Annotated in this window: 11 protein-coding genes; 8 read left to right on the plus strand and 3 right to left on the minus strand. The window is 73.1% G+C overall.

All coding sequences use genetic code 11. The features are described from left to right. Positions 1 to 119: 119 nt before the first annotated feature. From AB0D94_RS33160 to AB0D94_RS33180, 5 genes are all read left to right on the plus strand, one after another. On the plus strand, positions 120 to 1655 hold the full coding sequence (locus AB0D94_RS33160) for an ATP-dependent DNA ligase (protein WP_362059855.1): 1536 nt from the start codon (positions 120 to 122) through the stop codon (positions 1653 to 1655). A 58-nt stretch (positions 1656 to 1713) separates the two neighbouring features. Then, complete coding sequence (locus AB0D94_RS33165; protein WP_362059858.1) at positions 1714 to 2457, plus strand: XRE family transcriptional regulator; 744 nt, start codon at positions 1714 to 1716, stop codon at positions 2455 to 2457. Between the two features lie 46 nt (positions 2458 to 2503). After that, positions 2504 to 2656, plus strand: a complete 153-nt coding sequence (locus AB0D94_RS33170) for a DUF6126 family protein (protein WP_362059888.1) — start codon at positions 2504 to 2506, stop codon at positions 2654 to 2656. Positions 2657 to 2751: 95 nt separating this feature from the next. Then, a complete protein-coding gene (locus tag AB0D94_RS33175; RefSeq protein WP_362059861.1) occupies positions 2752 to 3834 on the plus strand; it encodes a dihydrodipicolinate reductase in 1083 nt (360 codons plus the stop codon). Continuing rightward, positions 3831 to 4310 (plus strand): carboxymuconolactone decarboxylase family protein, encoded by a 480-nt coding sequence (locus tag AB0D94_RS33180; RefSeq protein ID WP_362059864.1) that lies wholly within the window; start codon positions 3831 to 3833, stop codon positions 4308 to 4310. Before AB0D94_RS33175 ends, AB0D94_RS33180 begins: the two co-directional genes overlap by 4 nt. Positions 4311 to 4393: 83 nt before the next feature. Here the strand turns inward: AB0D94_RS33180 and AB0D94_RS33185 are convergent, their stop codons facing one another. The 3 genes from AB0D94_RS33185 to AB0D94_RS33195 form a co-directional block, all read right to left on the minus strand. Continuing rightward, positions 4394 to 6046, minus strand: coding sequence for a GMC oxidoreductase (locus AB0D94_RS33185; protein WP_362059867.1), 1653 nt, complete (start codon positions 6044 to 6046; stop codon positions 4394 to 4396). Between the two features lie 99 nt (positions 6047 to 6145). After that, positions 6146 to 6772: a DUF6629 family protein gene (locus tag AB0D94_RS33190; RefSeq protein ID WP_362059870.1), complete on the minus strand. Its 627-nt coding sequence runs from the start codon at positions 6770 to 6772 to the stop codon at positions 6146 to 6148. Positions 6773 to 6794: 22 nt separating this feature from the next. After that, entirely contained in the window at positions 6795 to 8393 is a 1599-nt protein-coding gene (locus AB0D94_RS33195; RefSeq protein ID WP_362059873.1) for an MFS transporter, read from the minus strand. 232 nt (positions 8394 to 8625) lie between these two features. On the opposite strand from AB0D94_RS33195, the gene AB0D94_RS33200 reads away from it, so the two are divergent. The 3 genes from AB0D94_RS33200 to AB0D94_RS33210 all read left to right on the plus strand — a co-directional run bounded on the left by AB0D94_RS33200 (position 8626) and on the right by AB0D94_RS33210 (position 13720). Further along, entirely contained in the window at positions 8626 to 12189 is a 3564-nt protein-coding gene (locus AB0D94_RS33200) for a S8 family serine peptidase (protein ID WP_362059876.1), read from the plus strand. Positions 12190 to 12426: 237 nt separating this feature from the next. Next, positions 12427 to 13164 carry a hypothetical protein gene (locus AB0D94_RS33205; RefSeq protein WP_362059879.1) on the plus strand — a complete coding sequence of 246 codons (738 nt, stop codon included), beginning with the start codon at positions 12427 to 12429 and terminating at the stop codon, positions 13162 to 13164. Between the two features lie 52 nt (positions 13165 to 13216). After that, a complete protein-coding gene (locus AB0D94_RS33210; protein WP_362059882.1) occupies positions 13217 to 13720 on the plus strand; it encodes a protein phosphatase in 504 nt (167 codons plus the stop codon). The last annotated feature ends 91 nt before the right edge of the window (positions 13721 to 13811 follow it).

Genomic DNA, 13811 nt, shown 5'->3' on the forward strand with positions numbered 1-13811 from the left:
GCCGCCCGCCGGAGAAGAGGCGCGTCGGCAGCCGGTGCACGCGGGCCCGGCAAGATCCGAAAGGCCCGCCCCAGGCGCCCCGACCTGCGGGGTACGCCCTGCGGCGGGAGGATGGCCGCATGCTGCTGGCCGAACTCGCGCGCGTGTCCAGGGAGGTCGCCGACACCTCCGCCCGGTCCCGCAAGACGGCCCTGCTCGCGGAACTCTTCGCCGCGACTCCGCCCGAGGAGGCCGGCCTGGTGATCTCCTACCTCGCCGGGCGCCTCCCGCAGGGCCGCCCCGGCATCGGCTGGCGCGCCCTCGGCCGGCAGAGCGCACCCGCGCCGGAGCCCACCCTGACCGTCCGGGACGTGGACCGGGCGGTGACCGAACTCGCAGCCGTCGCGGGCGCCGGGGCCGCGGCCCGGCGCAGCGGGATCATCGACAGCCTGCTGGGCGCTGCCACCGAGGCCGAGCAGGCCTTCCTGCGCAGCCTGCTGTCGGGGGAGGTCCGCCAGGGCGCGCTCGACGCGGTCGCCCTGGAGGGCGTGGCCGCGGCCGCCGGGGTGCCCGCCGCCGAGCTGCGCCGGGCCGTGATGCTCGACGGCTCGCTGCCCCGGGTCGGCGCGGCCGTGCTGGCCGGGGGCGCGCAGGCGCTCGGCGGATTCACCCTGCGCGTCGGACAGCCCGTCCAGCCCATGCTGGCCCACACCGCCAAGTCGGTGGGCGAGGCGCTGGCCCTGCTCGGGCCCTGCGCCGTGGAGGAGAAGCTCGACGGCATCCGGGTCCAGGTCCACCGCGAGGGGGACGACGTACGGGTGTACACGCGCTCCCTGGACGAGATCACCGGACGGCTGCCGGAAGTGGCCGAGCTCGCCCGGACGCTGCCGGGGGAGCGGTTCATCCTCGACGGCGAGGTGATCGGGCAGACGGCGGACGGGCGCCCGGTGCCCTTCCAGGAGGTGGCGAGCCGCGTCGGCTCCCGGCTCGACGTGGTGACCGCCCGGCGCACGCTGCCCGTCGTCCCGTACTTCTTCGACGTCCTGGCCGCCGGGGAGGAGGTCCTCCTCGACCTCCCGGTCAGCGAGCGGTACGCCGCCCTCGCCGCCCTGGTGCCCGAGACCGCCCGGGTCCGCAGGCTCGTGGTCGAGGACCCGGCGGCGCAGGCGGCCGAGGCCGAGGAGTTCTGGGCCGCCACGCTGCGCCGCGGCCACGAGGGCGTCGTGGTCAAGGCGCTGGACTCGGCCTACGCGGCAGGCCGGCGCGGCAGGCACTGGCTCAAGGTGAAGCCCGTGCACACCCTGGACCTGGTGGTGCTCGCCGCCGAATGGGGCCACGGGCGGCGCACCGGCCTCCTGTCGAACCTGCACCTGGGGGCCAGGGCCGCCGACGGTACGCACGCCATGCTGGGGAAGACCTTCAAGGGGCTCACGGACGAGATGCTGCGCTGGCAGACCGCCCGGCTGACGGCGCTCGCGACCTCCGACGACGGGTTCACCGTGCGGGTGCGGCCCGAGCTGGTGGTGGAGGTCGCCTACGACGGCCTCCAGCGCTCCCCGCGCTATCCGGCGGGGGTCGCCCTGCGCTTCGCCCGGGTGCTCAGGCACCGCCCGGACAAGAGCGCGGAGCAGGCCGATACGGTGGAGACCGTACTGGGACAGCGGAGCGCCGACTGACTTTGCCTCTGAGGCAAGGCGGATTGCCGCCGGGGCAAGTTTCTGGCTCAATCGGGGCATGACAACCGGTCCCACCCTCGGCCGAGAAGAGGCCGACCCGCCCGCGAGCGGTCCCGGCCGCAGGCCGGGCCAGAGCGAAGGCCACAGCGAAGGGCAGAGCGAAGGCCAGAGCGAAGGCCAGAGCGAAGGCCCCGGCACCGACCTCGGCGCCGAGGAGCTGCCCACCGTCGCCCCGCAGCTGCGCGAACTGCGCCGCCGCACCGGGCTCACCCTGGAGGCCGCCGCCGCACGCGCCCGTCTCTCGCCCGCCCACCTGTCCCGCCTGGAGACCGGCCGCCGCCAGCCCTCGCTGCCGCTCCTGCTGGGGCTCGCCCGCACCTACGGCACGACCGTCTCCGAGCTGCTCGGTGAGACCCCTGCCGTCGCCGATCCCATCGTGCGGGCCGGAGGTCCGGGCGCCCGGGAGGCCGACGGGTGGACGTACTGGCAGGCCGGCGGCTCCGGCCGCGGGATGCAGGCGCTGCGCGTCCACGTCCCGCACGGCCGCAGCCAGGGCGAACTGGTCCGCGTACACCCCGGCGAGGAGTGGCTGTACGTACTGAAGGGGCGGCTGCGGCTGCACCTGGGGGAGACCGAGTACCTGCTGGAGCCCGGGGACAGCGCGCACTTCGACTCGCTCACCCCGCACCGGATCGGCGCGGCCGGCCCCGGCGGAGCCGACCTGCTGTTCGTCCACACCCTGCTGCAGAGCAGCCTCGCCGGGCTGTGCCTCGGCACGGCCGCCACCACGCAGCACCGATAGCCGAGGAGCCGTACCCGTGTCCCAGGGAGAGAACGACGTGTCACCCGTGTCCGAGGAAGCGCCCGCCACCGTACGGTCGCGCATCGAGTCCAAGTTCCCGCGCGGCCTGGTGATCCGGCTGATCGCCTACTTGTTCGTCGGCCACCTCTTCGCCTTCTTCGTCTACCTCCTCTTCGTGCTGGGCGCCGAGAACCAGTGACCTGAGGGCGGCCCCGCCCTCCCCGGTTCCACGCCCCCGCACTCCGGGCCGGTCTGCTTCTGGAAACATGCAGGTCCTGTCGCTACCCTCCGCGCATGATTTCCACGGTTGTCTGGGGCACCGGCAACGTCGGCCGTCTGGCCATCCGCGCCGTCGAGGCCCATCCCGCGCTGAAACTCACCGCCGTCATCGTCCACAATCCAGCCAAGGTCGGCCGCGACGCGGGCGAACTCGGCGGACTCGACCACCCGTTGGGGGTCGCGGCCACCGACGACATCGAGGCCGTCCTGGCCTCCCGCCCGCAGGCCGTGGTGTACGCGGCCTCCGGGGACGTCCGCCCCGACGACGCCCTCGCCGACATCACCCGGGCCCTGCGGTCCGGCGCCGTGGTCGTCAGTCCCGCCCTCTACCCGCTCTACGACCACCGCAACGCCCCGCCCGAGTTCCGCGATCCGGTCCTGGCCGCCATCGCGGAGGGCGGCGGCTCGCTCTTCGCCTCCGGCGTCGACCCCGGCTGGGGCAACGACGTACTCCCGCTGCTCCTCAGCGGCCTGGGGACCACCGTCGACGTCATCCGCTGCCAGGAGATATTCGACTACTCCACCTACGACCAGCCCGACTCCGTCCGCTACCTCGTCGGCATGGGCCAGCCCATGGACTACGAGCCGATGATGCTCATGCCCTCGGTCCCGACCATGGTGTGGGGCGGGCAGATACGCATGATGGCCCGGGCCCTCGGCGTCGAACTGGACGAGATCCGCGAGACCTCGGACCGCCGTGCGCTCGACACCACCGTCACCACCAGGACGATGGGTGCGTTCGAGGCCGGCACCCAGGGCGCCATCCGCTTCGAGGTGCAGGGCATCGTCGGGGGCGAGCCCCGCATCGTCATCGAGCACGTCACCCGCATCCACGCTTCCTGCGCACCGGACTGGCCGGCACCCCCCGACGGGGGCGACGGCGCCCACCGGGTCGTCATCGAGGGCCGGCCCCGCATCGAGGTCACCATCGAGGCCACCGACGAGGGCGAGAACCGCTCCGCGGGCGGCAACGCCACTGCTGTCGGACGTCTGGTGGGCGCCATCGACTGGCTCACCGAGGCGGAGCCCGGTCTCTACGACGCCCTCGACATCCCGCTGCGCCCCGCCATCGGCAAACTCGGAAGGAAGACGTCATGAGGATCGACATCCCCGAAGGCCAGCACCCGATCGAGTACGTATGGGGCGACCTGGTCCCCGGTATCGGCATGGCCGCCGCCAACTTCTCCCTGTCGGTGTACGCCCACACCACCCTGGGGCTGCGCGAGTTCGAGGCCGCCCGGCTGCGCGTCGCGCAGATCAACGGGTGCGTCTTCTGCCTCGACTGGCGCACCGAACGGGAGGGGGAGAAGGTCGAGGAGGAGTTCTCCGAAGCGGTCACCGAGTGGCGCACCACCGATGCCTTCGACGACCGCACCCGGCTGGCCGCGGAGTACGCCGAGCGGTACACCCTCGACCACCACGGTCTCGACGACGAGTTCTGGGAGCGGATGACCGCGCACTACAGCCAGCTCGAGATCGTGGAGCTGACGATGAGCATCGGTTCCTGGCTGGCGTTCGGCCGCCTCAACCACGTCCTCGGCCTCGACAGCGTCTGCGTGCTGCCGGGTCACTGAGCACGGGTCCGGGGGTACGGCACATGGGTCCGGGGCCGTTCGGTGCATCCGATCGGCCCCGGTTTCACTGCGCCGGGCGAGGGCTACAGGTCGGTGGCGATGATCTTCTCGATGTTCCGTTCGGCGAGCGCCGTGATGGTGACGAACGGGTTGACGCTGGTGTTGCCGGGGATCAGCGCTCCGTCGATCACGTACAGGCCGGTGTAGCCGTGCAGCCGCCCGTAGTTGTCGGTGGCCTTGTTCAGTACCGCGCCGCCGAGGGGGTGGTAGGTGAGGTGGTCGCCCCAGATCTTGTTGGTGCCGAAGAGGTCGGTCCGGTAGATCGTCCCCTCCTTCTTGTTGATCTTGTCGAAGATGGACTTGGCCATGTCGATGGACGGCTGCTTCCACGCCGTCTGCCAGTTGAGGTCGACCTTGCCCGCCGCCGCGTTCCAGGAGAACTGGGCGCGGTGCGGGTTCTTGGTGATGGACAGGTAGAAGGAGGCGTAGGTCTCGATCCCCGTGGGCAGGGGTGCCACCTCGGCGAAGGCGCCGCCCGCGTCCCAGTTGTCGATGCCGCCGCAGGGGATGGAGGCCTGCACCTTGCCGGTCGGGTCCCACATGTGGTTGGCGCGGCCGCACATGACGTTGCCGTTGTCGCCCCAGCCCTTGCCGATCTCGTCGTTCAGGGCGGGCAGTACGCCGGTGGCCTTCAGCTTGACCAGCAGCTTGCTGGTGCCGACGCTGCCGGCAGCGAAGAACACCCGGTCGGAGGTCACGGTCTTGGAGGCCGTGACGGTGCCTTCGGTGTTGAGCTGGCTGATGCTCACGGTGTAGCCGCCGCCGGCGGCGGGGGCCACCGAAGTGACCTGGTGCAGGGGGGAGATGGTGACCCGGCCGGTGGCCTTGGCCGCCGCGATGTAGGTCTGCTGGAGCGACTTCTTGCCGTAGTTGTTGCCGTAGAGGATCTCGCCGCTGACCGCCGACTTGGGGACCGTGCCGGCCGCCTCCTGCTCCATGTAGTCCCAGTCGTACACGTCCGGGACGAAGACGAAGGGGAAGCCGGAGCGCTGGGCGTGCTTGCGCCCGACGCGGGCGTACTGGTAGCAGTCCACGGTGTCGAACCAGGCCGGGTCGATGAGGCCGACCCCGAGGCCGGCGTTGGCGCGGGGGTAGTAGGTGTCGTACATCTCGCCGGCGTCGACCGAGGGCAGTACGGAGGAGAAGTTCTGCCGCTTCGGCGTGACCGCCATGCCGCCGTTGACGAGCGAGCCGCCGCCGACCCCGCGGCCCTGATAGACGATGATGCCGCCCATCTCCTCGGCGTCGAGGATGCCCGTGTACTTGGGGACGTTCTTGTCGATCGGGAATCCGAGGAAGTTGCTGAGCGGCGCCTTGGTCCTGGTGCGCAGCCAGTAGGAGCGGTAGTCGGGGCTGGTCGTGTGGGCGAAGATCTTTCCGTCGGTGCCGGGGGTGTCCCAGGCCATGCCCATCTCGACCATGTGCACGTCGACGCCTGCCTGGGCCAGGCGCAGGGCCGCGACGGATCCGCCGTAGCCGGTGCCGATCACCAGGACCGGGACGCGGGCCCCGTCGTCGATCGCGGCGGTGGTGGCGGTGGCGGTGGCTGCCTGAGCGTGTGCCGCGGTGACCTGACCGGCCAGCACGGCGGAGCCCAGGATGGAACTTGTTCTAGCGATGAATCCCCGACGGGAAAGCCCATTGGAACCGGTTCTGGGCACGCCATTTTCGCTCATGTGACGTTCCTCACTCTCGGCTGAATGGGAACGAGTTCTACTGCCGCCCGCTTGTGAAGTCACTACATACCTCTAGGTAACTTCGTAACTTTCGGCCGATCACGTCACAGAGTCGGCGGGCTCCCGGCGGCGTACCCAGCCCAGGACCAGCAGGGATGCCACGGCGGCGAAGGCGCACCAGGTGGAGGCGAATTCCAGCCGCCACAGCGCCGCGCAGAGCACCGCTCCGGCGGCCAGCACCGCCCCGAGCAGGCGCAGCCGCCGGTCACCGGCGAGCAGCAGCGCGCCGAGCGTCGCGCCCAGATAGCCCGCGAGGACCAGCGGCAGGTACGGGACGTCCACCCCGTACCCGATCGTGCGGCCCCGGATCTCGGCGGTCACCGTCCGGGTGGCCAGGCAGTACGAGAGGAACGCGGCGGTGGCGAGACCGGCCGCCAGCGGCACCCGCAGGCGCCGCCCGGCCCCGGGTCCGGATGCGAGGAGCACCCCGAGCGGCACCCACACCGCCAGCAGGGGCATGGCGATGACCACCCAGGCCGTGGCCGCCGGGGAGCAGCCGCTGCCCGAGTTCCAGACGGCGGCCTCCACCATCTGGTGCGCGCCGAGCAGCAGCGGCAGCGCGGCGACGGGCAGGTCACGGGCCCGCCGCACCCGGACCACGCACACGAGTCCCACGGCGGTGATGACCGCACCCGCCGTCAGATCGGCCGTCGCGCTCCAGCACATGGTGTGCCCGGGGTCCGGTGCCTCACCGTGGATTCGTCGGCGGGGGCGGCCCGCCCGGCGTGGGGCGGGCCGGCGGAGGTTCGGCCTGGGAGGGTTCGAGCGGCGGCGAGGCCATCGAGCAGTGCGTACGGCACTCCGGATGGAACCCGCCGGGCGCGGGAGTCCGTACGGTCGCCCAGGCCACGGCGGCGCCGGCCACGAGCATCCCCGCGCACCAGGGCATGGCCCGGTCGAAGGAGGCGTCGAACTGGTCCGCCGAGCGGTACGCCTCCGGCCCCATCCCGGACAGCAGGGGCAGCGCCGCCACCGCGAGCAGCCCGGCCGCGCGCGCCGCGGCGTTGTTGATCCCGCTGGCCAGGCCCGCCCGGCCGGGGTCCACCGAGGCCAGGACGGCCGAGGTCAGCGGGGCCACCAGGGCCACCATGCCCAGCCCCATCACCAGCATCGCGGGCAGCACGTCCCGGACGTACGAGGCCTGCGGCCCCACCCGCAGCATGAGCAGCGTCCCGGCGGCGCACAGCAGCGGCCCCACCGTGAGCGGGAGGCGCGGGCCGATCCGCTCACCGAGCTGCCCGGACCGGGCCGACAGCAGCAGCATCAGCACGGTCGTGGGCAGCAGCGCGGCCCCGGCGCCCAGTGCCGAGTAGCCGGAGACCACCTGGAGCTGGAGGACGACGAGGAAGAAGAAACCGCCGAAGGCCGCGTAGACGAACAGGGTGACCAGGTTGACGGCCGTGAACTGCCGGGAGGCGAAGATCTGCGGCGGCACCATGGGGTCCGCGCGTCTGCGCTCCACCCATACGAACAGCGCGGCCAGTACGACCCCGCCGGTCGTGGCGGCCACCACCAGCGCGGTTCCGGCCCGGGCCTCGATCAGGGCGTAGGTGAGCAGCGCCAGCGCCCCCGCGCCGAGTACCGCGCCGAGCACGTCGAACCGCCCGTGCGCCTGCGGATCCCGCGATTCCGGTACGTGCCGCAGCGCCACCGGGACGCACAGCGCGGCCAACGGCACGTTCAGCAGGAACACCCAGCGCCAGCCGGGCCCGTCCACCAGCCAGCCACCGAGGAACGGCCCCACGGCCGCGCCCACACCGCCCAGCCCCGACCACAGGCCCACCGCGCGGGCGCGGTCCTCGGGGTGGATCGAGCCCTGGATCAGGGCGAGGGAGCCGGGCGTCAGCAGCGCTCCTCCGATGCCCTGGAGGGCCCGGGCGCCGATCAGGACCCCGGCGTTCGGCGCGAGGCCGCACAGCAGCGAGCCGACGGCGAACCAGACCACGCCCAGCACGAAGATCCGGCGGCGTCCGAAACGGTCGCCGAGCGCCCCGCCGACCAGGATCAATCCGGCCAGGGTCAGCAGATAGGCGTTGACGGTCCACTGCAGGACGGCCAGGTCGGCGCCGAGGTCCTCGCCGATGCGGGGGAGCGCGACGTTGACCACGGTCGAGTCCAGCAGCGCCATGCTCGACCCGAGCACGGTGGTCAGCACGATCCACCGGCCCCGTGCGGTGCCCAGCCGTACCCCGCCGCCGGGGTCCGGCCCGGGGCCGGCGCCGGAGCGCGGGCCCGGCGTCTCGGGCACACCGGGGGTGGAGGCGGGTTCGCCGGGCGTCGCGGTCATGACTTCAGGCTGGCGCGCACGGCCCGGTCCAGCCACCCGGCGGCCGGGGTGCGTCCGGGCGATCCGGCGGCGCGGGGGTGCCTGGCGGTGGTTCCGGGCCCGGGCCGCCGGGGCCGGAACACGGCCGGTTTGGCCCTCTTGTAATGGCCATGACTACTCCTCCACCATGACCCGCGCACGTCACGCACGCCCTTTCCGCACATCCTGCACACGGCGTCCGAGGAGACCACACGTGGCCCAACGCAACAGACGACCCTTACGCGCGGCGCTCGCCGCTCTCAGTTCGGTCCTGCTCCTCCCCCTCGGCGCGGGCGTCGCCGCCGCCGCGCCGGAGCCCGGCCCCGCCCCGAGCGCGGCCGAGCGCAAGATCGAACCCAAGCTCCGCGCCCAGCTCGACGGATCCGCGAAGGCCGTTTTCTGGGTCTACCTCGACAGCGCAGCCGACCTGACCGCCGCGGGTGAGCAGAAGACCCGCGCCGCCAAAGCGGAAACGGTTCTGCGGGTCAAGAAGGACCACGCCGCGCGCAGTCAGGCCGAGGTCGTCAAGGCGCTGGAAGGCGCCAAGGCCGAGTACACCTCGTACTGGATCGTGAACGCCGTCCGGGTCGTCGGCAGCGAGAAGCTGGCCGGAACCCTCGCCCAGCGTCCCGAGGTCTCCCGGATCGACGCCGACGACAAGGTCACCCTCCCCGCGCCCGCCGAGGGCAGCCGGGAGAAGGCCGTAGCCGACGCCGTCGAGTGGAACATCGACCGGATCAAGGCGCCGCAGGTGTGGGACCAGCTCGGTGTCCGCGGTGAGGGCATCGTCGTCGCCAACATCGACAGCGGCGTGGACCACACGCACCCGGCCGTGAACAACCAGTACCGCGGCAAGAACGCGGACGGGTCCTACGACCACGACCACAACTGGTTCGACCCGGCGGGAGTCTGCTCCACGGCCGCGCCCTGCGACAACAACGACCACGGCACCCACACCATGGGCACCATGGTCGGTGACGACGGCGGCGCCAACAAGATCGGCGTGGCCCCCGGCGCCAAGTGGATCGCCGCCAAGGGCTGCGAGTCCAACTCCTGCTCCGAGGCCTCCCTCCTCGCCTCCGGCCAGTGGATCGTCGCCCCGACCGACCTGAACGGCCAGAACCCGCGCCCCGACCTCGCCCCCCACATCGTCAACAACTCCTGGGGCGGCTCGGGCGGCGACACCTGGTACCAGGAGATCGTCAACACCTGGCGTGCGGCGGGCATCTTCCCGGCCTTCTCCAACGGGAACTCCGGCCCGGGCTGCTCCACCAGCGGCTCGCCCGGCGACTACGCGAGCTCCTACAGCTCCGGCGCCTTCGACATCAACAACGCGATCGCGTCCTTCTCCTCGCGCGGCGCGGGCCCCGGCGGCATCCTCAAGCCGAACATCGCCGCCCCCGGTGTGAACGTGCGCTCCTCCGTGCCCGGCGGCGGGTACGAGGCCTTCTCCGGCACCTCCATGGCCTCGCCGCACACCGCGGCCGCCGTGGCCCTGCTCTGGTCCGCCGCGCCCGCCCTCGAAGGCGACGTCGCCCAGACCGAGTCCCTGCTGGACGGCACCGCGCAGGACACGGACAGCAGCCAGTGCGGCGGCACCCCCGCCGACAACAACGTCTTCGGCGAGGGCAAGCTCGACGTGCTCGCCGCCGTGAACTCCGCCCCGCGCGGCGCCCTCGGCGCCCTCGGCGGAACGGTCCGCTCCGGCAGCGGCGAGCCCGTCGCGGGCGCCCGGATCACCGCCGACGGCCCGATCGACCGTACGACGACCACCGCGGCCGACGGCAGCTACGGGTTCGCCGCCCTCTCGGTGGGCGACTACACCCTGACCGCCGCCAAGTTCGGCTACGGACAGCAGACGGCGACGGCGAAGGTGACCGAGAACGCCACCGCCACCGGTGACTTCACCCTCGTCCAGGCCCCCTCCGGCAAGCTCACCGGCACGGTCTCCTCGGCCGCCGGCCCCGCCGCGGGCGCCTCCGTCACCGTCGCGGACACCCCGGTGACCGCGACCACCGACGCGCAGGGCCGCTTCGAGGTCACCCTGCCCCACGGCACCTACGACGTGAACGCCACCCACCCCTCCCGGTGCATCACCGGCGGCACGGCCAGGGCCACCGTGGGCGGCGACACCACCGTCGCCGTGAACCTCCCCGAGCGCACCGACGGCTACGGCTACGCCTGCGCCGCCGCGGGCGAGCGCCCGTACCCCGCGGGGAGCCGGCAGCTCGCGCTGACCGGCGACAACACCACCGAGCGCGTCGACCTCCCCTTCCCGCTGCCGCTGTACGGGAAGACGTACGGCCAGGCCTGGATCGGGACGAACGGCACGGTCAGCTTCGGCGGCAACAACACCGGCGACATCAACGGGGACATCCCGAGCACGGCCACGCCCAACGCGGCCCTGTACCCGTTCTGGGACGACCTGATCGTCGGCGCGGCGGGCAGCGGCTCCGGCGTCTTCACCGCCGTCACCGGCACCGCCCCGCACCGCAGTTACGTGATCGAGTGGCGCGAGGTGGCCCACTGGTCGGCGCAGGCCGAGAAGTTCTCCTTCTCGGCGGCGATCGGCGAGGACGGCACCGTGACCTACCACTACAAGGGCACGGGCGGAACCGGCATCAAGGGCGGCTCCACGGCCACGGTCGGCGTGGAGAACGCGACCGGGACCGACGCCTTCAAGTACTCCTTCAACACCGCGGTCATCTCGGACGGCCTGTCCATCGCCTTCCGGACCACCAAGAGCGGTGTCGTGACCGGCCGGGTCCTCGACGCCAACGACGGCAACGGCGTCGCGGGCGCCACCGTCACCGTGGGCACCGGCGACTCGGCGGTGTCGGCGACCACGGCGGCGGACGGCGGATACGTCGTCCAGAGCCCGTCGGGCTCGCGGGCCGTCTCCCTCGCCGCGCCGCAGTACGAGTCCGCGCAGGCGACGGTGGACGTCAAGGCCGCCGACGTCACGACGGTGACGCAGGCGCTGCGCACCGGCCGGGTGACGGCGTCCAAGCCGTCCGTGGAGGTCGTCCTCCCGGCGGACCAGAAGCGGACCCGCACCCTGGACCTGACCAACCCGGGCCTCGGCACGGCCTTCACGGTCACCGAGGACGCGGCCTGGCTGACGGCGACGCCCGGCACCGGGGACCTCCCGACCGGCGCCAAGGCCCCGATCGGCCTCGCGGTGGACACCACGGGCCTGGCCCCGGGGACGGTCCTGACCGCCGACCTGAAGATCACCTCGGCGAGCGGCCGGACCCCGGTCCTCACCGTCCCCGTCAAGGTCGTCGTGCCGCGCTACCAGGTCGCCCTGGACGCGGGCTCCGACTACGCGGGCACGGACACCGTGGGCGACAGCTGGTCCCCGGACCGGAAGTACACCCCGGGCTCCTACGGCTACCAGGGCAACGCCTCCGTCCAGTCCACCGGCCGCACGATCGCGGGCACGGACGACCAGCGGCTGTTCCGCAACGCCCGTGAAGGCATGTACGAGTACCGCTTCGACAACGTCCCGAACGGCACGTACACGGTCGAGCTCGGCTTCGCGGAGCTCTCCTCCACCAAGCCGAACAAGCGCGTCTTCGACGTCCTGGCCGAGGGCAAGCAGGTCCTGCCCTCCCTGGACATCTCCCTGGAGGCGGGGACGTACACGGCCCTGACCCGCACGTACACGGTCACGGTCACGGACGGCGTGCTCAACGTCCGCTTCGTCACCCACAGCGGCTTCGGCAAGCCCCTGCTGAACACCCTCCGGGTGACCGACCGCCCCGACCAGAGCTAGGCCGCGTGCCGTCTGAGTAGTGGCGTCCGGCCGTCCTGCGGGCGGCCCGCGCCACTGCGACGGCACTCCCTGACCGCGCGCCCGGTGGGGGCGGGCCGCCACTCGGCGCCCGCCCCCTCCGGCCGTCCCGGGGATCGAGCGGGGCCGGCAGCCCCTCACCGGCATTCGGGTGGTGGGCAGCCGGGCGCGAGGGGACGTGCCGTGACAGCCGCGGCGGGCTCGTTAACGTGGGCGACCATGACGCTCCTGAGCGACCAGGCCGAGGACATCCGGGCCCTCGTGGGCCGCGCCGACCCCGGCGCGGTCTGGGCGGTCGGCGGCCCCGAAGGCACCCACGCGGGGTCGCACCCCCGGGACTCCCCGGAAGGCGGGGGCACGCTCTTCGACGTCGGCGGGCTCGCCGCCGTCCTCGCGCTGTGGCCCGTCGTCGGAAGCCTCGTCGAGGAGGGCGCGCTCCAGCTGCACACGCCGCTCGCCGCCTACGGGGACCCCGCCGCGAGCCGCGCCCCTGCGGGCACCACCGCCCACCACCTGCTCACCCACTGCGACGGGGCCGCCACCCTCACCGGCCTCGCCGAACACCTCGGCGGCGGCCCACTCCCCGACCTCGCCGCCACCCGCGTCTGGCAGCCGCTCGGCATGACCGGGACCCGCTTCGAGGCCGGCACCCTCCGCGCGCCCCTGGCCGACCTGGTCCGCTTCCTGTGCCACGTCGTCTCCCCGGCGGGCGCCGTCCGGGCCTGGGCCGCCGAGTCCCTGCGCATCCGCACCGGCGAGCTGACCCCGGCCCGCGGCCTGCTCTGGCAGCCGGCCCCGCACGGCGTCTGGGCCCACCCCGGCCCGGCCCCCGGCGGCCCGGCCCTCTGGGTCTGCCCGAGCCGCCGCCTCTGGGCCCTCCTGCTCCCCGGCGGCGCCGCCGCCACCTCCCTCCGCAGTGCGTTCCGGGACGCGGTCTTCCGGCCCAACCCGGCCTGAACGAGCCGGTGTTGGGTACGATCTGGACTCTTTCCCCGGGAGGGCGCGCCAGATGACCAAGACCCGTCGCCACGACCCTGACGTGCCCGCCCCGACCACCCGCTGGGACGAGGTCACGCCCGGCCTCTGGATGGGCGGGCACGTCTGGACCGGCCCCGGGGGCGAACAGCGGCCCGCCGTCGTGGCGGACGAGTTCGGCCTCGTCATCAGCCTCTTCACCCGGCCCGGCCACGGCCCCGGCCCGGCCGCGGAGCACGTGGTGGCGGAGATGCCCGACGCGGCCCTCACCGGCACCCAGCTCCGTACGGTCCAGCGGCTCGCCCGTACGGCGGGACTGGCTCTCGACTCCGGCCTCACCACCCTCGTGCGCTGCCACTCGGGCTACAACCGCTCCGGCCTCGTCGTCGCCCAGTGCCTCATCGACCGGGGCCTGACCCCCGCCGAGGCCATCGCGCTCGTGCGGCGCAGGCGCTCGCCGTGGGCCCTGCACAACGCGCACTTCACCCGGTACCTCACCGCCGGACTGGACGACGCCACCTCGGACCCACTCGTCTAGGTCGTGTCGTCGAAGTGCCGTCTGGCTGGTGGGGTCCGGCACGCACGCTCGCCGCGTTGTCGTCGGTCGCCGATGCTCCGCATCGACTCCC

Origin of the sequence: Streptomyces sp. NPDC048255 (assembly GCF_040652415.1) — a bacterium.
Lineage (GTDB): Bacteria > Actinomycetota > Actinomycetes > Streptomycetales > Streptomycetaceae > Streptomyces.

Coding starts and splice junctions, on each gene's coding strand:
- AB0D94_RS33180 (WP_362059864.1), top strand. CDS start 3,831: ATGAGGATCGACATCCCCGAAGGCCAGCACCCGATCGAGTACGTATGG.
- AB0D94_RS33160 (WP_362059855.1), top strand. CDS start 120: ATGCTGCTGGCCGAACTCGCGCGCGTGTCCAGGGAGGTCGCCGACACC.
- AB0D94_RS33185 (WP_362059867.1), bottom strand. CDS start 6,046: ATGAGCGAAAATGGCGTGCCCAGAACCGGTTCCAATGGGCTTTCCCGT.
- AB0D94_RS33165 (WP_362059858.1), top strand. CDS start 1,714: ATGACAACCGGTCCCACCCTCGGCCGAGAAGAGGCCGACCCGCCCGCG.
- AB0D94_RS33210 (WP_362059882.1), top strand. CDS start 13,217: ATGACCAAGACCCGTCGCCACGACCCTGACGTGCCCGCCCCGACCACC.
- AB0D94_RS33205 (WP_362059879.1), top strand. CDS start 12,427: ATGACGCTCCTGAGCGACCAGGCCGAGGACATCCGGGCCCTCGTGGGC.
- AB0D94_RS33190 (WP_362059870.1), bottom strand. CDS start 6,772: ATGTGCTGGAGCGCGACGGCCGATCTGACGGCGGGTGCGGTCATCACC.
- AB0D94_RS33195 (WP_362059873.1), bottom strand. CDS start 8,393: ATGACCGCGACGCCCGGCGAACCCGCCTCCACCCCCGGTGTGCCCGAG.
- AB0D94_RS33175 (WP_362059861.1), top strand. CDS start 2,752: ATGATTTCCACGGTTGTCTGGGGCACCGGCAACGTCGGCCGTCTGGCC.